Annotated in this window: 21 protein-coding genes; 16 read left to right on the plus strand and 5 right to left on the minus strand. The window is 64.3% G+C overall.

What is annotated here, in order from left to right; translation table 11 throughout:
* Positions 1-5: 5 nt before the first annotated feature.
* From urtB (ACVI1L_RS28940) to ACVI1L_RS28965, 6 genes are all read left to right on the plus strand, one after another.
* Entirely contained in the window at positions 6-932 is a 927-nt protein-coding gene (gene urtB / locus ACVI1L_RS28940) for an urea ABC transporter permease subunit UrtB (protein WP_076833517.1), read from the plus strand.
* A 17-nt stretch (positions 933-949) separates the two neighbouring features.
* Positions 950-2,086: an urea ABC transporter permease subunit UrtC gene (urtC, locus tag ACVI1L_RS28945; RefSeq protein ID WP_456784447.1), complete on the plus strand. Its 1,137-nt coding sequence runs from the start codon at positions 950-952 to the stop codon at positions 2,084-2,086.
* 12 nt (positions 2,087-2,098) lie between these two features.
* Complete coding sequence (gene urtD, locus ACVI1L_RS28950) at positions 2,099-2,854, plus strand: urea ABC transporter ATP-binding protein UrtD (RefSeq protein WP_057015909.1); 756 nt, start codon at positions 2,099-2,101, stop codon at positions 2,852-2,854.
* 12 nt (positions 2,855-2,866) lie between these two features.
* On the plus strand, positions 2,867-3,556 hold the full coding sequence (gene urtE / locus ACVI1L_RS28955) for an urea ABC transporter ATP-binding subunit UrtE (RefSeq protein ID WP_050400072.1): 690 nt from the start codon (positions 2,867-2,869) through the stop codon (positions 3,554-3,556).
* Positions 3,557-3,584: 28 nt separating this feature from the next.
* Entirely contained in the window at positions 3,585-4,814 is a 1,230-nt protein-coding gene (gene fmdA / locus ACVI1L_RS28960) for a formamidase (RefSeq protein WP_456755616.1), read from the plus strand.
* Between the two features lie 101 nt (positions 4,815-4,915).
* On the plus strand, positions 4,916-5,263 hold the full coding sequence (locus tag ACVI1L_RS28965; protein WP_057015943.1) for an FmdB family zinc ribbon protein: 348 nt from the start codon (positions 4,916-4,918) through the stop codon (positions 5,261-5,263).
* Between the two features lie 116 nt (positions 5,264-5,379).
* Here ACVI1L_RS28965 and ACVI1L_RS28970 read toward each other — a convergent pair whose 3' ends face one another.
* The 5 genes from ACVI1L_RS28970 to ACVI1L_RS28990 all read right to left on the minus strand — a co-directional run bounded on the left by ACVI1L_RS28970 (position 5,380) and on the right by ACVI1L_RS28990 (position 10,194).
* Complete coding sequence (locus tag ACVI1L_RS28970; protein WP_168857084.1) at positions 5,380-6,165, minus strand: ABC transporter ATP-binding protein; 786 nt, start codon at positions 6,163-6,165, stop codon at positions 5,380-5,382.
* On the minus strand, positions 6,162-6,935 hold the full coding sequence (locus ACVI1L_RS28975) for an ABC transporter permease (protein WP_456784448.1): 774 nt from the start codon (positions 6,933-6,935) through the stop codon (positions 6,162-6,164). Before ACVI1L_RS28975 ends, ACVI1L_RS28970 begins: the two co-directional genes overlap by 4 nt.
* 78 nt (positions 6,936-7,013) lie before the next feature.
* Positions 7,014-7,958: an ABC transporter substrate-binding protein gene (locus ACVI1L_RS28980; RefSeq protein ID WP_057015912.1), complete on the minus strand. Its 945-nt coding sequence runs from the start codon at positions 7,956-7,958 to the stop codon at positions 7,014-7,016.
* A gap of 137 nt (positions 7,959-8,095) precedes the next feature.
* Positions 8,096-8,839, minus strand: coding sequence for a histidine utilization repressor (hutC, locus tag ACVI1L_RS28985; RefSeq protein ID WP_456784449.1), 744 nt, complete (start codon positions 8,837-8,839; stop codon positions 8,096-8,098).
* A complete protein-coding gene (locus ACVI1L_RS28990; protein ID WP_456784450.1) occupies positions 8,836-10,194 on the minus strand; it encodes a formimidoylglutamate deiminase in 1,359 nt (452 codons plus the stop codon). Before ACVI1L_RS28990 ends, hutC begins: the two co-directional genes overlap by 4 nt.
* 85 nt (positions 10,195-10,279) lie before the next feature.
* Here ACVI1L_RS28990 and hutI point away from each other — a divergent pair, with 85 nt between their 5' ends.
* The 10 genes from hutI to urtE (ACVI1L_RS29040) all read left to right on the plus strand — a co-directional run bounded on the left by hutI (position 10,280) and on the right by urtE (ACVI1L_RS29040) (position 21,868).
* A complete protein-coding gene (gene hutI, locus ACVI1L_RS28995; protein WP_456784451.1) occupies positions 10,280-11,494 on the plus strand; it encodes an imidazolonepropionase in 1,215 nt (404 codons plus the stop codon).
* A complete protein-coding gene (gene hutH, locus ACVI1L_RS29000; protein WP_456784452.1) occupies positions 11,491-13,050 on the plus strand; it encodes a histidine ammonia-lyase in 1,560 nt (519 codons plus the stop codon). Before hutI ends, hutH begins: the two co-directional genes overlap by 4 nt.
* 27 nt (positions 13,051-13,077) lie before the next feature.
* Positions 13,078-14,745, plus strand: coding sequence for a urocanate hydratase (gene hutU / locus ACVI1L_RS29005; protein ID WP_253587282.1), 1,668 nt, complete (start codon positions 13,078-13,080; stop codon positions 14,743-14,745).
* Between the two features lie 363 nt (positions 14,746-15,108).
* Positions 15,109-16,263: a transporter substrate-binding domain-containing protein gene (locus ACVI1L_RS29010; protein ID WP_028331424.1), complete on the plus strand. Its 1,155-nt coding sequence runs from the start codon at positions 15,109-15,111 to the stop codon at positions 16,261-16,263.
* Complete coding sequence (locus tag ACVI1L_RS29015) at positions 16,260-16,901, plus strand: ANTAR domain-containing response regulator (RefSeq protein ID WP_016845707.1); 642 nt, start codon at positions 16,260-16,262, stop codon at positions 16,899-16,901. The genes ACVI1L_RS29010 and ACVI1L_RS29015 overlap by 4 nt, the downstream gene beginning before the upstream one ends.
* Positions 16,902-17,028: 127 nt before the next feature.
* Positions 17,029-18,279: a transporter substrate-binding domain-containing protein gene (locus ACVI1L_RS29020; RefSeq protein ID WP_057015919.1), complete on the plus strand. Its 1,251-nt coding sequence runs from the start codon at positions 17,029-17,031 to the stop codon at positions 18,277-18,279.
* Between the two features lie 129 nt (positions 18,280-18,408).
* The gene (gene urtB, locus ACVI1L_RS29025) at positions 18,409-19,278 is read left to right on the plus strand and encodes an urea ABC transporter permease subunit UrtB (protein ID WP_456784453.1); all 870 of its coding nucleotides are present in this window, start codon (positions 18,409-18,411) and stop codon (positions 19,276-19,278) included.
* Positions 19,279-19,294: 16 nt separating this feature from the next.
* Positions 19,295-20,434 carry an urea ABC transporter permease subunit UrtC gene (gene urtC / locus ACVI1L_RS29030; RefSeq protein WP_456784454.1) on the plus strand — a complete coding sequence of 380 codons (1,140 nt, stop codon included), beginning with the start codon at positions 19,295-19,297 and terminating at the stop codon, positions 20,432-20,434.
* Positions 20,431-21,183 (plus strand): urea ABC transporter ATP-binding protein UrtD, encoded by a 753-nt coding sequence (gene urtD / locus ACVI1L_RS29035; RefSeq protein ID WP_057015922.1) that lies wholly within the window; start codon positions 20,431-20,433, stop codon positions 21,181-21,183. The genes urtC (ACVI1L_RS29030) and urtD (ACVI1L_RS29035) overlap by 4 nt, the downstream gene beginning before the upstream one ends.
* Complete coding sequence (gene urtE / locus ACVI1L_RS29040) at positions 21,176-21,868, plus strand: urea ABC transporter ATP-binding subunit UrtE (protein ID WP_050386944.1); 693 nt, start codon at positions 21,176-21,178, stop codon at positions 21,866-21,868. Before urtD (ACVI1L_RS29035) ends, urtE (ACVI1L_RS29040) begins: the two co-directional genes overlap by 8 nt.
* The last annotated feature ends 10 nt before the right edge of the window (positions 21,869-21,878 follow it).

The raw sequence follows: 21,878 nt of genomic DNA on the forward strand, positions 1-21,878 counted from the left end.
ACCAGATGTTCGGCGACTATTCGATCAGCGATCTCGGCGCCATCCTTGCGATGCAGGGATTTGCCGGGCTCATCCTGTTCTCCGTCTATGTGCTGATGGCGCTGGGGCTTGCCATCATCTTCGGCCAGATGGGCGTCATCAACATGGCCCATGGCGAGTTCATGATCCTGGGGGCGTACGTCACCTGGATGACGTCGAACGCCGTGCAGCACGTCGCGCCCTGGCTGTTCCCCGGTTACTTCTTCATCGCAATGATCCTCGCGTTCATTGCGTCAGGCGCGCTCGGCATGCTGGTCGAGTGGGCGCTGATACGCCATCTCTACAAGCGTCCGCTCGACACGCTGCTGGCGACCTGGGGCCTCAGCCTGATCCTGCAACAGGCCTATCGTTCGGTCTTCGGCGCGCGCGAGGTCGGCGTCGAACTGCCGGAATGGATGATGGGCTCCTGGCAAGCGACCGACTCCATCCAGATACCGATCAACGGCATGTTCGTGATGGCGCTGACCATCCTGATCACGATCGCGGTCGCCTATGTGCTGTTCTGGTCAAGCTGGGGCAAGCAGGTGCGCGCCGTGGTGCAGAACCGCGTGATGGCGGGCGCCGTCGGCATCAACACCGAGAAGGTCGATCGTTACACCTTTGGCCTCGGCTGCGGCATCGCCGGGATCGCCGGCTCGGCCTTCACCATGATCGGCTCGACCGGACCGACCGCCGGCCAGCTCTACATCGTCGACACCTTCCTGGTCGTCGTGTTCGGCGGTGCGGCTTCGCTGTTCGGCACCATCGCCTCCGCCTTCTCGATCTCGCAGACCCAATCGACGCTGGAATTCTTCCTGTCGGGATCGATGGCCAAGGTGATCACGCTGCTGACGATCGTCGCGATCCTGATGGTGCGTCCGCAGGGGCTCTTCGCGCTCAAGGTCCGCAAATAAGAACAAGCAGGCTGGTCATGATCATCAACTCGCGCTTTTTCAATCGCTCCGAACTGTTCGGCTTCCTTGCGCTCGCGGTGCTGTTGTTTGTCATCCTGCCGCTGTCGCTGGATATCTTCCGCCTCAACCTCGTCGCCAAATATTTGACCTACGCCTTCGTCGGGATCGGCCTCGTGCTGTGCTGGGGCTATGGCGGCATCCTGAGCCTGGGGCAGGGCGTGTTCTTCGGCCTCGGCGGCTACTGCATGGCGATGTACCTCAAGCTCGAGGCGTCGTCGGTCGCGAACACCAAGATCCAGTCGACGCCGGGCATCCCCGACTTCATGGACTGGAACCAGCTCACCTCGCTGCCTTTCTTCTGGAAGCCGTTCCACAGCTTCCCGGTCACGCTGCTTGCGATCTTGCTGGTTCCCGCGGTCTTCGCGCTGATCATCGGTGCCGCGATGTTCAAGCGTCGGGTCGGCGGCGTGTACTTTGCCATCATCACGCAAGCGATCGCCGCGATCCTCACTATTCTGATTGTCGGGCAGCAAGGCTACACCGGTGGCATCAACGGCATTACCGACTTACGCACGCTGCACGGCTGGGACATCCGCACCGATCACGCCAAGTTCATTCTGTATTTCGTCGAGGTTGTGCTGCTGTTCGGCTGCATCTGCGTCGCGCAGTTCATCCGCCTGACAAAACTCGGGCGCATCCTGGTAGCAATGCGGGAGCAGGAGGATCGCGTGCGCTTCTCCGGTTACAGCGTCGCCAACTTCAAGATCTTCGCGTTCTGCGCCGCGGCGGTGTTCGCTGCGATCGGCGGTGCCATGTTCACGCTCGAGGTCGGCTTCATGTCGCCGTCCTTCGTCGGCATCGTGCCGTCGATCGAGATGGTGATCTACACCGCGGTCGGCGGCCGGATGTCGATCTTCGGCGCAGTCTGGGGCGCGCTCCTGGTCAATTTCGCCAAGACCAGCCTCTCGGAGTCCTTCCCGCAGCTCTGGCTGTTCGGCCTCGGCGCGCTGTTCATCGCGGTCGTGCTCGCCTTCCCGAACGGGCTCTCCGGCATCTGGGCGGACCACGTCCAGCCGCGCATCGATCGCCTGCTGGCATCACGCAAATCGAAATCGGCGGCCGGCCTGATCGCCGACGGCGCACCGGCCGAGTGAGGAGGGATCATCATGCTCGTCGGCCATCAGCCCAAGGACTTCCTGCTCGCGGTCTCCGGTCTCACTGTGTCGTTCGATGGCTTCAAGGCCGTGAACGATCTCTCCTTCTATGTTGAGGAGAACGAGATCCGCGTCATCATCGGCCCGAACGGCGCCGGCAAGACCACGGTGCTCGACCTGATTTGCGGCAAGACCAGGGCGACGTCAGGCTCGATCCAGTTCCGTGGCCAGGAGCTGACCAGGTTGCGCGAGAACGAGATCGTGCAGGCCGGGGTGGGACGCAAGTTCCAGACGCCGTCGGTGTTCGAGGATCTCACCGTGTTCGAGAACCTCGAGATTTCCTTCCCGCGCGGCCGGACCGTGTTCGGCTCGTTGACCTTCCAGCGCGACGATACCGTCAGGCAGCGGGTCGAGGAGGTCGCCGAGATGATCTTCCTGAAGGACAAGCTCAACACCTATGCCGACCAGTTGAGCCATGGCCAGAAGCAGTGGCTCGAGATCGGCATGCTGCTGATCCAGGATCCGGACCTCTTGATGCTCGACGAGCCGGTCGCCGGCATGAGCGTGTCCGAGCGCGCCAAGACGGCCGAGCTGCTCAACCGCATCATCAAGGACCGTTCGGTGCTGGTGATCGAGCACGACATGAAGTTCGTCGAGGACATCGCGCACAAGGTCACGGTGCTGCACCAGGGACAGATCCTGTCCGAGGGAACGATGGAGCACGTCAAGAACGATCCGAAAGTCATCGAAGTGTATTTGGGCCACTGAGGAACCGGGACGATGCTGGCAATCAATGATCTTCACGTCGCCTACGGCCAGAGCGAGGTGCTGCACGGCCTCAACGTCTCGGTGGCACCCAACGAGATCGTCGCGATCATGGGCCGCAACGGCATGGGCAAGACCACGCTGATGAAGTCGCTGATGGGCATCCTGCCGGCCAAGAGCGGCAAGGTGACCATGGACGGCACCGAGCTCGGCGCGATGAAGAGCTACGAGCGGGTCGCGAAGGGGCTCGCCTATGTGCCGCAGGGTCGCATGATCTTCTCCACGATGACGGTGAAGGAGAACATCGAGACCGGGCTCGTGGTGTCGGGCGGCTCCGAGGTGCCCGGCGATATCTATGAGCTGTTTCCGGTGCTGCTCGAGATGAAGGGCCGGCGCGGCGGCAATCTCTCGGGCGGTCAACAGCAGCAGCTCGCGATCGCCCGCGCGCTGGCGACCAAGCCGAAGGTGCTGCTGCTGGACGAGCCGACCGAAGGCATCCAGCCGTCGATCATCAAGGACATGGCGCGCACCCTGAAGCGGATCCGCGACGAGCGCGGGCTGTCGATCGTGGTCTCCGAACAGGTCCTGAGCTTCGCGCTCGACATCGCCGACCGCGTCCTCGTTATCGAGAACGGGGAGATCGTCCGCGACGATCCACGCGCCAGCGTCGATGCCGCGCAGATTTCCAAGTACCTGTCCGTCTAACTATCAGTAACCCAAGGGGAGCAATGCGATGCCAGATACACTGATCAAGGTCGATCTCAGCAAGTCGGCCTACGAAAACGACAAGATCCACAACCGCTGGCATCCGGAGGTTCCGATCGTCGAGTGGGTCAGCCCCGGCGACGACTTCATCATCGAGACCGTCGACTGGACCGGCGGTTTCATCAAGAACAACGATTCCGCCGACGACGTGCGCGATATCGATCTGTCGATCGTGCACTTCCTGTCCGGCCCGATCGGCGTCAAGGGCGCCGAGCCCGGCGATCTCCTCGTCGTCGACCTGCTCGACGTTGGTCCGTTGAAGGAGAGCCTGTGGGGCTTCAACGGCTTCTTCTCCAAGCAGAATGGCGGCGGCTTCCTTACCGACCATTTCCCGCTGGCGCAGAAGTCGATCTGGGACATCAAGGGCCTCTACACCTCGTCGCGCCACGTCCCCGGCGTGAACTTCGCCGGCTTGATCCATCCCGGCCTGATCGGCTGTCTGCCCGACGCCAAGATGCTTGCCGCATGGAACGCGCGCGAAGCCGAACTGATCGCGACCAACCCGACCCGCGTGCCGGGCCTCGCCAACCCGCCGTTCGCGCCGACCGCCCATGCGGGCCAGGCCAAGGGCGACGTCAAGGCCAAGATCGGCCTCGAGGGCGCCCGCACCGTGCCGCCGCGCGAGCATGGCGGCAATTGCGACATCAAGGATCTGTCGCGCGGCTCGAAGATCTACTTCCCGGTCTATGTGCCGGGCGGCGGCCTCTCGATGGGCGATCTGCATTTCAGCCAGGGCGACGGCGAGATCACCTTCTGCGGCGCGATCGAAATGGCCGGCTGGCTGCACATCAAGGTCGACGTCATCAAGGACGGCGTCTCGAAATACGGCATCAAGAACCCCGTGTTCAAGCCGTCGCCGATCACGCCGAACTACAAGGATTACCTGATTTTCGAGGGCATCTCGGTCGACGAGGCCGGCAAGCAGCATTATCTCGACGTCCACATCGCCTATCGCCAGGCCTGCCTGAACGCGATCGAGTATCTGAAGAAGTTCGGCTACTCCGGCGCCCAGGCCTATTCGATCCTCGGCACCGCGCCGTGCCAGGGTCACATCTCCGGCGTCGTCGACGTGCCGAATGCCTGCGCCACGTTGTGGCTGCCGACGGAGATCTTCGACTTCGACGTCATGCCGTCGTCGGCGGGACCGATCAAGCACATCACGGGCGACGTGCAGATGCCAATCTCGCCGGACAAGTGATCCTTTTGGTGATCCCTGCGCGAAGGGTGCGGGACGGCTGCGTATTGGCCGCCCCGCATCCATCGCCGGATGTCACGCACGATTGCGCAAGGATGAAGGAAATGCCGATCTACGAATATCTCTGCAACGACTGCGGCCCGTTCACCGACATGCGGCCGATGGCGGAATGCGACCTGCCGCAGGACTGCCCGCAATGCGAGACGACGTCGCCGCGCGTGATCCTGACCGCGCCGGCGTTCTTCTGCATGCCCTCCGACAAGCGCAAGGCCCACGCCACCAACGAGCAGAGCCGCCACGCGCCGAAGACGCTCGATCAATACAAGGCGGCGCACGGCCCGGGCTGCGGCTGCTGCTCGACGGGAAGGAAGAAGCCGGCACGGCTGATGACCAAAACCAAGAGCGGCGCTAAGGGCTTTCCGACCGCGCGGCCCTGGATGATCAGCCATTAGAGCGTCTTCGAGCGAAGTGGATACCGGTTCGCGTTAAGAAAACGCGTCAAAACAAGAGTCTGGAGCCCGTCCCGATTCACTCGGAACGGGAAGGGCTCTAGAAGCGTGGCTGATCATCAGGCCTGTTCGGCGACCTTCAGGGCTTCGGTGCGGATTTCCTCGACCAGCCGTTCCTTCAGGGCGACGAATTCGGGCGTGGTCTTGATCTTGTAGGACCGGGGATGCGGCAGGTCGACTGCGATCTCGGCCTTGATGCGGCCCGGACGCGCGCTCATGACGATGACGCGGCTGCCGAGGAAGATCGCTTCCTCGATGTCGTGGGTGACGAACAGCACCGTTTTCTGGTCGCGCTCCCAGATCCCCAGCAGCATCTCCTGCATCAGTGCGCGCGTCTGGTTGTCCAGCGCGCCGAACGGCTCGTCGAGCAGCAGGATCTTCGGATCGTTGGCCAGCGCACGGGCAATCGCGGTGCGCTGCTGCATGCCGCCCGACAGCTGCTTGGGCCAGTGATTTTCGAAGCCCGATAGCCCGACCCGGCGAATGAACGCATCGGCGATCTCATGGCGCTCCGCTTGCGACACGCCGCGCTCGCGCAGGCCGAAGGCGATATTCTCCCGCACCGTCAGCCACGGAAACAATGTGTAGGACTGAAACACCATGCCGCGATCGGCGCCGGGGCCGGTGATTTCGCGCCCGTCGAGCGTGACCCGTCCGCTGGTCGGCCGGTCGAGCCCGGCGATGATCCGGAGCAAAGTGGACTTTCCGCATCCGGAGGGGCCGAGGATGGTGACGAAGTCGTTGTTGCCGACGTCGAGCGTGGTCGGCTCGAGCGCTCTCGTCGGCGCGTTGCCGGCGCGGGCGGGGAAGGTTCGCGAGACCTGATCGATCCTGAGCGCGGTCATGCGAGCTTCCACGGGAACAGCCAGGAGTTGAAGGCCTTGAACAGGAAATCGGAGATCAGGCCGATCAGCCCGATCACGATGATGCCGAAGATGATCTGGCCCGTGTTGAGCAGCGCCTGGCTGTCGGTGATCATGTGTCCGATGCCGGATGATGAGCCGATCAATTCGGCCACGATGACGTAGGTCCAGGCCCAGCCCAGCACCAGCCGAAGGATTTCGGCAATCTCGGGCGCGGCGGAGGGCAGCAGCACGCGGCGGATGATGCCGCGGTCGCGGGCGCCGAGCGTGTAGGCGGCCTCCACCAGGTCGCGCCGTGTGGCACCGACGGTGACGGCGACCATCAGGATGATCTGAAATACTGCGCCGATGAAGATCACAAGCAGCTTCTGCAACTCACCGATGCCCGCCCACAGGATCAGCAGCGGGATGAAGGCGGATGCCGGCAGATAGCGCGCAAAGGACACAAAGGGCTCGAGAAAGGCCTCGATCGGCTTGTAAGCGCCCATCAGAACGCCGAGCGGCACCGCGATGACGGCAGCAAGCACAAACCCGCCGATCACGCGCCAGATCGTCATCCCGATGTCGAACAGAAAGCCCTGCTTTGCGAGCAGCTCATAGCCCTCCTGCACCATGGTCAGCGGGTTGGCGAGGAAGGTCCTCGACACATGGCCGCCGAACGTTGCCCAGGACCAGAGGGCGACGAACAGCACGAAGAAGGCGAGGCCATAGGCCACGCGCTGCTTCGATGTCGTGGGCTCGAGAGGACGCATCAAATGATCCGGAGGTAGCTTATGCGCCGGTCCCGCCCGCTGTGTCGCGAGGTGGGACCGGTCCAAATGGTTGCTGCGTTACTTGATGAAGCTTGCGTCGTAGATGTCTTCGACCTTCGGCGCGGCCTTGATGATGCCGACCTCGAGCAGGAGCTCGGCAGCGTCCTTATTGAAGGTCAGGAAGTCGCCGGCGAAGAATTTCTGGTTGGCGGCCTTGTCCTGCCAGCGCAGGTACTTTGCCGAGTTGCCGAACTGCTCGCCGGTCTGCTTCACGTCAGCGCCCATGATCTCGTAGGACTTGGCCTGGTCCTTGGCGATCATGTCGAGCGCCTCGAAATAGCTGTTGGCAAGCGCCTGCGCCGCCTTCGGATTGTCGGTCAGGAATTTCGGCGTGCAGCCGAACGTATCCATCACGATCGGGTAGTCGAGCGTGGTCGCGATGATCTTGCCCTTGTCGGGAGCGGCGCGCACCGTCGACAGATAAGGCTCGTAGGTCATCGCGGCATCGTTCTGGCCGGAGACGAAGGCCTGCGCTGCGGCGGCCGGCTCCAGATTCACCACGGTGACGTCTTTCACCGTGAGGCCGTTCTTCTTCAGCATCCAGGCCAGCGCGAAATACGGAGAGGTGCCGGGCGCCGACGCCGCGACGGTCTTGCCCTTGAGGTCCTTGATCGCGGCGATGTCGTTGCGCACGGCCATGCCGTCGGCGCCATAGCTCTTGTCGAGTTGGAAGATTTGCTTGGTCGCGACGCCATTGGCGTTCCAGGAGATCCAGGTCTCGACCGTGGTGGCCGCGCACTGGATGTCGCCCGAGGCGATCGCGAGATGGCGGTCCTTCTGCGGAATCTTCTTCAGGGTCACGTCGAGGCCGTTCTTCTTGAAGATGCCGGCCTCCTTGGCGAGCGTCAGCGGCGCGAAGCCGGTCCATCCGGAGATGCCGACGCCGACCTTGACGTCATCCGCGAACGCGCCCGTGGACGCGAGCAACACTGCGATTGCGGGCAATAGCTTGAAGGAACGCATGATTGTCGACCCCTTGAACGATGGATTGAACCCAGTTGATGTCTTCACGTCACTGATCGCGGCGGATTGCCGCATGAAGCATGTCGGCGGACGATGGCCCATGATGCATTGCATGAAATATGCCGCGCAAGCTGTCCTCAGCCTCCCTTGAAGCGAGCCACCAGGCGATGCGTCTCGCCTGGATAATGCAGCCGCACCGCCGTCACCGTGCGCGCGCTGCGCCAGGTGTAGCGGTCGATCACGAGGCAGGGCGCCCCGACCGCGATGTCGAGCGCCTTTGCCGTGCGGTCGTCGGCGATGACGGCGCTGATCGTATGCTCGGCTTCGGTCCACGGCACATGGTGCAGCAGCCATGACCCCGGCGGTTCGCGGGCGAAGTCCGCGGTTGCAGCTTCCGGGACCGTGGAGAGATCGATCAGCCTGTCCTCGACGGCGAACGGCACATTGTCGGCGCTGTGCCGGCAGGCGATCGCGACTATCTTGCCGGCCGTGCTGACGCCGAGCCGGGCGCGATCGGCCGATGTCGCGGTACGGCGCCGGCATTCGATCAGCTGATAGCCGTAGCTGCGGCCGAGCGCGGTGATCTCGGCGCGGATGTCGGCGATCTTGAGCACCGCCGACAGATGCTGCGGACGGCGCACGAAGGTGCCGGCACGGCGCCGCCGCTCGATCAGGTCGGCCTGCGCCAGTTCCGACAACGCCTTGTTCACCGTCATGCGCGAGCAGCGATAGCGCGCCATCAGCTGGTGCTCGAACGGGATGCGATGCCCGGGCGGCCATTCGCCGGTCAGGATCCGCGTCTCGATGTCGAGCCGGATGCGCTTGTAGAGTGTCGGCTTGTTCGCCGCGCCGGGCTTGGCCTGGTCGGAGGCGAGGCTCATGCGACGAGCCTCCGCACGCTTGCATTGAACTGCTCGCGCGCCTTGTCGCGCAGCCGATGCCGTCCGCCCGCCACCACCTTGTCGCCGGCGGCCCAGACGCAATCGATCGCGTCGCTGCCGGTTGCAAACAGCCAGCCGTCGAGAACCGCATCGCCCGACCGTCCCGCGAGGGACGGATGCGCGGTGTCGAGGCTGACGATGTCGGCGCGCGCGCCGGGCGCAAGCCCGGCCTTGGTCCGTGCCAGAGCCTGCGCGCCGCCAGCGAGCGCCTGGTCGAACAGGGCGCGGCCGGTGGATGTGCCGGGACGCCCCGAGAGTACATTGCGCTCGCGGTGTTTCAGCCGCTGACCGTATTCGAGCTGGCGCAGCTCGTCGGCGACGCCGACCAGCACATTGGAATCGGTGCCGATGCCGAACCGGCCGCCCGCGGCGAGGAATTCTCGCGCCGAAAAGATGCCGTCGCCGAGACTTGCTTCGGTGACGGGGCAAAGGCCGGCAACCGCGCCGCTGCCGGCGAGTGCATTGACTTCCTGCTCCGTCATGTGGGTCGCGTGAATGAGGCACCAGCGCTGATCGACGGGCGCATGTTCGAGCAGCCATTGCACCGGCCGCTGTCCTGACCAGGCAAGGCAATCCTCCACCTCGCGCACCTGTTCGGCGGCGTGGATGTGGATCGGGTCCGCCCCGGCAGGCGGGATGATCGCCGCCAGCTCATCCGGCGCCACGGCGCGCAGGCTATGCGGAGCGATGCCGATGTTGGCGCCGGGAAGTTTTCGGATTGCCTCGCGCGAGGCGGCCATCAGCGCGGCGAACTGATCGACCGAGCAGATGAAGCGACGTTGCCCGGCATGCGGTGCGGCGCCGCCGAACGTGCTGTGAGCATAGAAACTTGGCAGCAGCGTGAGCCCGATGCCGGAGGCGTCGGCGGCCTCTGCGATGCGTATGGCCATCTCGGCGAGATTGGCGTAGGGCGCGCCGTCTCGATCATGATGCAGATAGTGAAACTCGCCGACACGGGTAAAGCCGCGCTCGAGCATCTCGACATAGAGCAGGGTCGCGACGGCTGTGACGTCGTCCGGCGTCATGGTCAGCGTGAAGCGATACATCGTCTCACGCCAGGTCCAGAACGTATCGGTCGTGTCGCCGCGCAGTTCGGCAAGGCCGGCCATGCCGCGCTGAAAGGCGTGGCTGTGCAGGCTCGCCAATCCCGGAACCGCCATTTGGTGACGTTCGTCGCCGGCGCCAGGCGCAACGCCCGCCGTCACCGAGGCGATCGCGCCATCGACAACGACGACTTGCACGTCATTGGCCCAGCCCGAAGGCAGCAGCGCGAATGCGAAATGCAGTCGTGTCATTTTTCCACGCCGGCTGGACAGAACCCGGACACGATTATATGTCTAGACATATAAGTCAAGCATCCCACCTCGAGGGGACGATCGCATGGCAGAGCGCTTCGACCGTATCTGGCACAACGCCCGGCTCGCCACGATGCGCAGCGACCGCACTGATCTCGGCGAGATCGAGCGGGGCCTGATCGCGGCGCGCGACGGCCGCATCGTCTATGCCGGCGTGCAGTCGGACTTTCCTGTGGGTGCGGACGCCGTTGATCGGATCGATTGTGCCGGCCGCTGGATCACGCCTGGGCTCGTCGATTGCCACACCCATCTCGTCTTCGGCGGCAACCGCGCGCACGAGTTCGAGCTGCGCCTGAAGGGCGCGAGCTATGAGGAGATCGCGCGCGCCGGCGGCGGCATCGTCTCGACCGTTGCGGCGACGCGCAAGGCGACCGAGGCGGAGCTCGTCGCCGGCGCGCTGCCGCGGCTCGACGCGCTGATCGGCGAGGGCGCAACCACCGTCGAGATCAAGTCCGGCTATGGCCTCAATGCCGAGACCGAGATGCGACAGCTTGCGGCGGCACGCAGCCTCGCCCGCCTGCGGCAGGTCGCGATCCGCACCTCTTTCCTCGGAGCGCATGCGCTGCCGCTGGAGGCCAATGGCGACAAGGACGGTTACATCGATCTGGTCTGCAACGAGATGCTGCCGGCCGTGGCCAAGGCCGGCCTCGCCGATGCCGTCGACGGCTTCATGGAGGGAATCGCGTTTTCCGGAGAGCAGACGGCGCGGGTGTTCGAGGCGGCGCGTGCGCTCGGACTGCCGGTCAAGCTGCATGCGGATCAGCTGTCCAATCTCGGCGGCGCGGCGCTGGCCGCGAAATTCTCGGCGCTCTCGGCCGATCATCTCGAGCACACCGACGAAGCCGGCGCGGTGGCGATGGCGAAGGCCGGCACCGTCGCGGTCCTGCTGCCCGGCGCGTTCTATTTCATTCGTGAAACGCACAAGCCGCCGGTCGAGCTGTTCCGTAGCCACGGTGTGAACATGGCGCTGGCGACCGATTGCAATCCTGGCAGCTCGCCGCTCACCTCGCTCCTGCTGGCGATGAACATGGGCGCAACGCTGTTCCGGATGACGGTCGCCGAATGCCTCACAGGGGTGACGCGGGAAGGGGCGCGCGCGCTCGGCATGCTCGCCGAGACCGGCACGTTGGAGGCCGGCAAGTGGTGCGATCTGGCGATCTGGGACATCGAGCGTCCGGCCGAACTGGTCTACCGCATCGGCTTCAACCCGCTGCACAGCCGGGTGTGGAGGGGGCAATGAGCGATCGGGATGCGCCTGTCGTCGTGACGCCCGGAACCGTCGGCCTCGACGTCCTGGTGCGCGTGCTCGCGGGCGCGCCCATCAGGCTCGATCTATCGTGCTGGCCGCGCGTCGAGGCGGCCGCGGAGATCGTGGCGAAGGCGGCGCATATCGACGTTCCCGTCTACGGCATCAATACCGGTTTCGGGAAGCTGGCATCGACGCGCATTGCGCCCGATCAAACCGCGCTGCTTCAGCGCAACCTCATCTTGTCGCACTGCTGTGGAGTCGGTCCGAACACGCCCGAGCCGATCGTGCGTTTGATGATGGCGTTGAAAGTGATTTCGCTCGGTCGCGGCGCATCCGGCGTGCGCCGCGAGGTGATCGAGCAGTTGCAGGGCATGCTGGCGCGCGGCGTTTATCCGCTGGTGCCGCAGCAGGGCTCGGTCGGTGCCTCCGGCGATCTCGCGCCGCTCGCTCACATGACCGCGGTCATGATCGGGGAGGGACAGGCAATCCTTGATGGCAAAGTCGTGCCGGGTCGCGAAGCGCTTGCGGTTGCCGGCCTCGCGCCGTTGACGCTCGGCCCGAAGGACGGGCTCGCGCTGATCAACGGCACGCAGTTTTCCTCCGCCTACGCCATCTCCGGTCTGCTGCGTGCGCATCGCCTGGCGTGCGCCGCGCTGGTGACCGGTGCGCTGTCGGTCGATGCGGCGATGGCGTCGACGGTGCCGTTTCGTCCCGAGATTCAATCTTTGCGTGGCCATGACGGGCAGATCGCTGCGGCCGCCGCCCTGACCGCGCTGCTTGACGGCAGCGATATCAGGCAATCGCATCTCGAGGGCGACGAGCGCGTGCAGGATCCCTATTGCCTGCGCTGCCAGCCGCAGGTCGCGGGTGCTGTGCTCGACCTGCTCGCGCAGGCCGCGCGCGGGCTGACCATCGAGGCCAATGCCGTGACGGATAACCCGCTGGTCCTGGTCGAGACCGGCGAGATCGTGTCAGGCGGCAATTTCCACGCCGAGCCGGTGGCGTTCGCCGCCGACCAGATCGCGCTGGCGCTTTCGGAGATCGGGGCGACCAGCGAGCGCCGGATCGCGACCCTCGTCGATCCCGCCCTGAACTTCGGCCTGCCGCCGTTCCTGACGCCCGAACCCGGCATCAATTCCGGCTTCATGATCGCCGAGGTGACGGCGGCGGCGCTCTATGCCGAGAACAAGCAGCGTGCGATGCCGTGCTCGATCGATTCGACGCCGACCAGCGCCAACCAGGAAGATCACGTCTCGATGGCCGCGCATGCTGCGCGCCGGCTGTCCGATATGGCTGACAATCTCGCCGCCATCCTCGGCATCGAACTGCTGGTCGCCGCGCAGGGCATCACGCTGCGCGCGCCGCATTCAACGAGCGCGCCGCTCGCTGCGGTCATTGCCGCGCTCCGAGAGCAGGTTCCGGCGCTCGCCGCCGACCGCTACATGGCTGACGATCTCGCCAGGGCGGCCGCTCTGATCGAAGCCGACGCGCTGCCCGCCGCTGCGATCGCGGTACTTCCGACCGATCCATTTCCAAGACTGACTTAGAAGACTTGCTTAGCAGGAACATCCGTCATGAACCGCCGACTGGATAACGAACGCATCATCCGTGCTCCCCGCGGCACCGACATCAGCGCCAAGAGCTGGCTGACGGAAGCACCGCTGCGCATGCTGATGAACAATCTGGACCCTGATGTCGCCGAGCGCCCGAGCGAGCTCGTGGTTTATGGCGGCATCGGCCGTGCGGCGCGCGACTGGGAGAGCTTTGATCGGATTGCCGCGTCCTTGCGCAAGCTCGAAGGCGACCAGACCCTGCTGGTGCAGTCCGGCAAGCCGGTCGGCATTTTCCGGACCCATGCCGACGCGCCGCGCGTACTGATCGCGAATTCCAACCTGGTGCCGCATTGGGCAACGCTCGATCATTTCAACGAGCTCGACCGGCAGGGCCTGATGATGTTCGGCCAGATGACGGCAGGCTCATGGATCTATATCGGCAGCCAGGGCATCGTGCAGGGGACCTATGAGACGTTCGTCGAGGTCGGCCGCCGGCATTATGGCGGCAGTCTCGCCGGCAAATGGATCCTGACGGCGGGCCTCGGCGGCATGGGCGGTGCCCAGCCGCTGGCCGCGACGATGGCCGGCGCCTCGATGCTCGCGGTCGAATGCCAGCCGAGCCGCATCGAGATGCGGCTGCGGACGGGCTACCTCGACCGCCAGGCGGCGACGCTCGATGACGCGCTCGCGATCATTGCTGAGGCGGTCAAGAGCCAGAAGCCGGTGTCGGTCGGCCTGCTCGGCAATGCGGCCGAGATCTTTCCCGAACTGGTGCACCGCGGCGTGCGCCCGGACATCGTCACCGACCAGACCAGCGCGCATGATCCGATCAACGGTTATTTGCCGAAGGGATGGACACTCGCCGATTGGGAAACCAAACGCGCGGGCGACCCGAAGGCCGTTGAGACGGCAGCCAAGACCTCGATGGTCGATCACGTCCAGGCCATGCTGGATTTTCACGCGCAGGGAATCCCGACGCTCGATTACGGCAACAACATCCGCCAGATGGCCAAGGACATGGGCCTGAAGCAGGCGTTCGATTTTCCAGGCTTCGTTCCGGCCTATATCCGTCCGCTGTTCTGCCGCGGCGTCGGGCCGTTCCGCTGGGCGGCGCTGTCGGGCGATCCCGAGGACATCTTCAAGACCGATGCCAAGGTCAAGGAGCTGATGCCCAACGACAGCCACCTGCACAACTGGCTCGACATGGCCAAGGCGCGCATCAAGTTTCAGGGACTGCCTGCGCGAATTTGCTGGGTCGGGCTCGGCGACCGCCATCGGCTTGGCCTTGCCTTCAACGAGATGGTGGCGCGCGGCGAGCTCAAGGCGCCGATCGTGATCGGCCGCGATCATCTCGACAGCGGCTCGGTGGCGAGCCCGAACCGCGAGACCGAGGCGATGCGCGACGGCTCCGACGCGGTGTCCGACTGGCCGCTGCTCAATGCACTGCTCAACTGCGCGAGCGGCGCCACCTGGGTGTCGCTGCATCACGGCGGCGGCGTCGGCATCGGCTATTCGCAGCACGCCGGCATGGTGATCGTCGCTGACGGCACGCCGGAGGCCGCGCGCCGGCTCGAGCGTGTGCTATGGAACGACCCGGCGACAGGCGTGATGCGCCACGCCGACGCCGGCTATGACACGGCGGTCGAATGCGCGCGCGCCAACCGGCTCGATCTGCCTAGCCTGCGCTGATGGGACCTCCTCGATCGGGAGTTGCGGCATCTCCCGACCGGGGCGCAGGTTAACGAGCAATCCCGTTGCAGCTCTCAACCTTCCGGTTGATGTACGTGAGGTGACCGGCCGGACATGCCTTGATACGGGAAATCGGCGGTGCAGCTACCGGAGATAGGTGGTCCGTGGAGCGCTGCGCCTGTGACCCGTCGCGGGTGACACATTAGTCTGCCTGCTTTCGCGTCAGCTTCGCTGACAGGATGAGCGGCCAGGGTCCTTGTCTCGCGGCAGATGGCATGCAATCTTCCGCAGCCGGCAATGCTGTTCGAGAGCAACAAGAACAATAATCCCTCTCGTCCCTCCAATTCTGTCGAGGGCCTGATCATGTCGAACCTTACCCAAACGACATCCGCTCCGTGGCGGATAGGAGTGCTGTTCTCGCGAACCGGCTTCATGTCGGTCATCGAGGAGACCCAGTATCAGGGCACGCAACTCGCGATCGAAGAGGTGAATGAAGCGGGCGGCGTCTGCGGCCGCGAGCTGGTTCCCGTTGCTTATGACCCCGGATCGGACTCGGCCGCCTATGGTCATTACGCCAAGCGGCTGATGATCGAGGATCAGGTCAGCACGATCTTCGGCTGCTACACCTCGTCGAGCCGCAAGGCGGTGCTGCCGGTGGTCGAACGGCTGAACGGTCTGCTCTGGTATCCGACGCTTTACGAAGGGTTCGAGGCGTCGCCCAACGTCATCTACACCGGCGCCTCGCCGAACCAGAACAGCCTCGCGCTGTGCCGCTATTTGATGGATACGTTCGGAACGCGGTTCTATTTCGTGGGGTCGGACTACATCTATCCGCGCGAGTCCAACCGGGTGATGCGGGAGCTGCTCAAGAGCAACGGCGGCTCGGTGGTCGGCGAGCGCTATGTCAATGTTTACGCGCGCTGGCAGGATTTTGTGCCGATCATCCAGGATATCAAGCGTGTCAGGCCCGACGTGATCTTCTCGACCGTCGTTGGCGAGGGCACGGTGTTCCTTTATCAGGCCTATGCGAATGTCGGGCTCGATCCAAAGCAGGTGCCGATCGCCAGCCTGACCACGACGGAAGCGGAAATTGCCGCCATGGGCTTCGACGTCGGCGAGGGACACGTCACGGCCGCATCGTATTTCCAGGGCGTCGAGGGCAGCGCTAATAATGCGTTTGTGCAGCGCTTCAAGAAGCGGTTCGGCGCCGATATCTCAACCAACATGTGCGCCGAAGCATCCTATTTCCAGCTGCATCTGTTCGCGAAGGCGCTCGAGCAGGTCAATTCACTCGACACCGAAGTTCTCCGCTCGATGGTGTTCGGCACCAGCTTTGATGCACCGCAAGGTGCCGTCACCGTCAACCCGATGTCGGGTCATACCGACCTCTGGACCCGCATCGGGCGCGCCAACCGCCAGGGGCAGTTCGATGTCGTCAGCCAGTCGAAGGAGCCGGTGCATGCGGATCCGTTCCTGATCGGATATGGTCGTGCAACGCAAACAGGAAGCGTCCAATGAACGAAATGTCGCGTAAGCCGTCGCTGAGCCGAGACGTCGGCGGACGCAAGACCATGGTTCAGGAACTTGCCGATCTGTCGGCGGTGGTGGTCGCGCCGGTCGACGATCAGGTCGGCATGTTGCTGCGCGAGTTGCAGCGGTTCCGGATGCGGGTGCGGCAGGTCTGGCCGATGCCGGAGAGCGTGCCCGCCGATGCCGACGTGGTGTACTGCGAATATTCCCCTGACCTGGCGCGGCGCCTGCCATGGATTCCCGGCGACGCGCGCTCGGCGCTGGTTGTGATCCTGCCGGCGACGGAAACCGTTCACGCCGATGCGCTGTGTCATGCGACGCCGAACGCCGTGCTGCCGCGGCCGTTCACGCAGAATGCCGTGCTGTCCAGTCTCGTGCTGGCGCGCAGTCAATTTGGTTATGAACGGCGGCTTCGCAGCAAGATCGAAAAGCTCGATGACAATCTGCGCTCGATGCGCACGGTGGAGCGCGCCAAGGCGATCCTGATGGCGACGCGGCAGATGCCGGAAACCGAAGCCTATGGCTTCATCAGACGACAGGCGATGGATCGTCGCGTGTCGGCAAGTGCAGTCGCCGCGGCGATTGTTGACTCGTTCGAACTGCTTGGCTACGATCATCAACAGTAAGCCCCAATAGCGGGGCTGGCGGCGACAGCGCCGCCTTCGACACAACCGGCAACAAAGCCCTCCCAATGCTCGCGTAAGCGCGCATCGGGAGGGCTTTTTGTTTTTTCAGTCCTGAAGGGAGCTAGGGATGAGCATTTCACGGCGGACTTTGCTGAGGAATACCGCGGCGCTGGGCGCGTTTGCCGGCGCCGGACTGCCGCACATCTGGATCAAGAACGCCGACCTCGCTTACGCCGCCGGCGGCGAGATCAAGGTCGGCGTGCTGTTCTCGCTGACGGGAACGACCGCGATCATCGAGGAATCGCTCAACAAGGCGACGCTGCTCGCCATCGAGGAGATCAACGCCGCAGGCGGCATCAAGGGCAGCAAGATCGTCCCGATCGTCGAGGACCCCGCGTCCGATCCGGCGACCTTCTCGGAGAAGGCTCGCAAGCTCGTCGTCGGCGATAAGTGCGTCAGTGTGTTCGGTTCCTACACCTCGGCAAGCCGCAAGGCGGTGCTCCCGGTGTTCGAGCGGCAGAACAATCTCTATTGGTATCCGACGCTCTATGAAGGCCGGGAGTGCTCGAAGAACGTCATCTACACCGGCGCGGTGCCGAACCAGCAGCAGGACGAGTTCGTGCCCTGGCTGGTCAAGAAGTTCGGCAAGAAGTTCTACCTGATCGGCTCCAACTACATCTATCCGAAGGAAGAGAACAACTACTGCAAGAAGCTGCTTGAGAAACTCGGCGGCGAGGTCGTGGCGGAAGAATATGTGCCGCTCGGCCATTCCGAATTCTCTTCCGTCATCAACAAGATCCGCTCGACTCAGCCGAACGTGATCTTTTCCACCGTGGTCGGCGATTCCGTGGTCGCGCTGCATCGTCAGTACAAGGCGGCCGGCCTCGATCCCGAGAAGATGCCGATGGCGAGTCTCACGACCTCCGAGAACGAAGTCGCTGCGATGGGCGGCGAGGCGGCCGCCGGTCACTTCACCTCGGCGCCTTACTTCATGGTGCACAAGTCGCCGGAGAACGAGAAGTTCGTCGAGGCTTACAAGAAGCGTTGGGGCGCCGACAAGGTGACGCATTTCGTGTCGGAGGCCTGCTACTTCCAGACCTACCTGTTCAAGCAGGCGGTCGAGAAGCTCGCGACCAGCGATCTCACGCCGCCGAACATCCGCGACGCGGTCAAGGGCCAGGAAGTGATTGCACCGCAGGGCAAGGTCCGGATCGAGCCGGAGAACCTGCACACCTGGCTGTGGCCCAAGATCGCGCAGGCGAAGTCGAACGGACAGTTCGAGATTCTCGTCGAGGCCAAGGAGTGGCTGAAGCCGGTGCCTTACGCGGCCTATCCCGGACAGTCATGCACCGAGAAGGGCTTGGTCGAGAAGAGCTGACGACGGGGGCTGACGAAGGCCGTCGGCGTGCGGCGCCGGCGGCCAGCGTCCCGAAACGAATGCTGCCTCTCGCACGAACGGGGGCGAGGGGCAGGGCGCACAACGCGAACATCGAAAGCGGATCCCGACGTGGACCAATTCATCGAACAAATCGTCACCGGCCTCAGCATCGGATCGATCCTGCTGCTGGTCGCGCTGGGCCTGTCGATCATCTACGGCTCGATGGGCATCATCAATCTCGCCCATGGCGAGTTCGTGATGCTGGGCGCTTACGCGGCCTGGGTGTTCCATACCTATCTCGGGCTCGGCCTGCTCGCGAGCCTGGTGCCGATCTTCTTCGTGGTCGCCGCGTTCGGCTGGGTCATTGAGCGTTACGTCCTGAGCCTGCTCAACAACCGGCCGCTGGACACGATCCTTGCGACCTGGGGCGTCGGCATTATGCTGCAGCAGGCGGTGCGGCTGATGGTCGGCAGCGAACTGCGCTACGTGCAGCTGCCGCCGGCGCTGTCCGACAGCATGGACGTGTTCGGCATCTCGGTATCGTCCTATCGGGTGTTCCTGTTCGTGGTGTCGATCGCACTGTTCGTGGCGACCTGGTTGCTGATGAACCGCACCACGGTCGGAATGAAGCTACGCGCGATCATCCAGGACCGTTCCGTCGCTGCCTCGTTCGGCATCAACGCCAAACGGGTCTATGCGCTGACCTTCGCCTACGGTGCGGGCCTTGCGGGACTGGCTGGCGCGCTGGTGTCGCCGCTGAAGAGCGTGTCGCCCGATATGGGCACCGGCTATGTGGTCGATGCCTTCATGGTGGTGGTGCTCGGCGGCGTGCAGAGCCTCGCCGGCACCGTGGCGAGCGCCTTCATCCTCGGCGAGCTCTCCGGCGGCATTGCCTTCCTGCAGAACGACACGGTGGCCAAGGCAATCGTGCTGCTCGCCATCGTCGCGCTCATCCGTTTCCGCCCCGAGGGGCTTTTCACCGCACGCGTGCGGGCCTGAGACAGATCGCTCATCTATGCCGTCGCATGTTCCTAACTCCGGCGGATTGCAGCGCCTGATCGCGCAGCTTGCACCGTTGCTCATTGTCTCTGCCGTGGTGTTCGCGCTGCCGGTGCTGCTCAACAACGACTTCCTGCTCAACAAGGTCGCGCGTTATCTGGTGCTGGGCATCCTCACGGTGTCGCTCGGGCTGTCCTGGGGATTCGGCGGCATCCTGAATCTCGGCCAGGCGATGAGCTTCGGGCTCGGCTCCTACGCCATGGCAATGGCGCTCAAGCTCAAGACCGTGCCGGTGCATACCGGAGCGAGCGGACTGCCGGACTTCATGGTCTGGAATAATGTCCCGCATTTGCCGTGGTTCTGGGAGCCGTTCCGCTCGCTGACCTTCGCGATCGCCGCGGGCCTGATCGTGCCGGCGCTGGTTGCGGCGGCGCTCGGCTGGTTCATGTTCCGGGGCCGCGTCACCGGCGTCTATGTCTCGATCATCACGCTCGCCACCATGGTGGTGATCAATCTCGTGATCATCGACCAGCAGAGCTACACCGGCGGCTTCAACGGCATCACCGATCTCGCCCAGCTCGAGATCTTCGGCGTCGCGTTCGATGCCTATGGCCGGGCTACCTATTATCTCGTGGCCAGCTGTGTCCTGCTCAGCCTGCTTGTCGCCTTTGCCTTCACGAGAACCAAGGCCGGACTGATCGTGCAGGCGATCCGCGACCATGAGAGCAGGGTGCGCTACTTCGGCTACGACGTCGCGCTCTACCAGATCTTCGTGTTCGCGCTGTCGGCGGCGATCGCGGGCCTTGCCGGCATGCTCTACACGGTGGTGATGGAGTTTGCCTCGCCGACCTTCCTCGGCGTGCAGCTCTCTCTTTCGGTGGTGGTGTGGTGCGCGGTCGGCGGCCGGCAGAGCCTGGTCGGTGCGTTCCTTGGCGCAGTGCTGGTGGCGGGCATGCAGGGCGCGCTGTCGGAGTCAGCGGCGTTCCTGGAAACCTGGACGCTGGTGATGGGCGCGCTGTTCGTGCTCGTGGTGCTGTTTTTGCCGAAGGGGCTCGCCGGCCTTGCGCAGGTCGTGCTGCGCTGGATCGTGCAGCGCCGCCATGCGGCCGCGGGCGGGGTGGCGCAAGGCGTCGGCCAGACGGAGGGCAGCACATGAGCTCCCATCTCGATCTCCGCGACGTGTCGGTCAGCTTCAACGGTTTCAAGGCGCTCAATTCACTCAACATGAGCGTGCGCAAGGGCGAGCTGCGCTGCCTGATCGGGCCGAACGGCGCGGGCAAGACCACCGCGCTGGACATCATCTGCGGCAAGGTCAAGCCGAGCGCCGGCACGGTGAGCTTCGATGGCACCGCGCTGCAGGATCTTGAGGAATACGAAATCGCCCGCGCCGGCGTCGGCCGCAAATTCCAGGTGCCGAGCGTGTTCCGCGAGCTGTCGGTCTCCGAGAACCTCGAAGTGGCGCGGGCGCGTCGCACCTCCGTGCTTGGCAATTTGCGCTGGAACATCGGCAATTCAGGACGCGAGCATGTCGAGCGTCTGGCCGAGCTGGTCGGGCTCACCGAGCAGCTCGACCGGCCGGCCGCCTATCTGTCGCACGGTCAGACCCAGTGGCTGGAGATCGGCATGCTGGTCGCCCAGGACGCCGAGCTGATCCTGATGGACGAGCCTACCGCGGGCATGACGGCGCAGGAAACCCGCAAGACCGCCGAACTGTTCGCACGGCTGAAGGGCAAGCACACGCTGATCGTGGTCGAGCACGACATGGGCTTCGTCAAGGCGATCGGCGACATCATCTCCGTGATGCATATGGGCCAGATGCTGGCCGAGGGCACCGCGGCAGAAGTCGAGGCGCATCCGGAAGTGCGCCGCGCCTATCTCGGATCGGGAGGCATCAGCCATGCTTGAGCTGACCGACGTCGACGCCTTCTACGGCAACAGCCGCGCCCTGCAGGGCATCAACCTGATGGTTGGCAATGGCGAATTCCTCTCGGTGCTCGGCCGCAACGGCGTCGGCAAGACCACGCTGATGCGAAGCATCCTCGGCCTGATGGACCGGTGCACCGGACGGCTATCGCTCGACGGTGCCGACATCTCGCCGCTGCGGACCTATCAGCGCGCCAAGGCCGGTATTGCCTACGTGCCGCAGGGCCGCGGGATTTTGCCGCGCTTCACCGTGCGGGAGAACCTGACGCTCGGAACCTTCGCGGCGAAATCGGCCAACGGCATCGAGGAGTGGGTGCTCGAGCTGTTTCCGGTACTCAAGGACTTTCTCAATCGCTATGGCGGCAATCTCTCCGGCGGCCAGCAGCAGCAGCTTGCGATCGCGCGTGCGCTGCTGGCCAAGCCCAAGGTCATCCTGCTGGACGAGCCGACCGAGGGTATCCAGCCGAACATCGTCGAGCAGATCGAGGACGTGATCGTCAGTCTCAATCGCGAGCGCGGCATCACGGTCGTGCTGGTCGAACAGAATGTCGCGTTCGCGCGGCGCGCGTCTCACCGCTTCGCGCTGCTCGAAAAGGGACGCGTCGTCGCCAAGGGCGCGATCGGTGAGCTCACCGATGATCTCATCCAGCTGCACATGGCCGTGTAGCGGGAATTAT

This window comes from Bradyrhizobium sp. USDA 4516 (assembly GCF_054055915.1).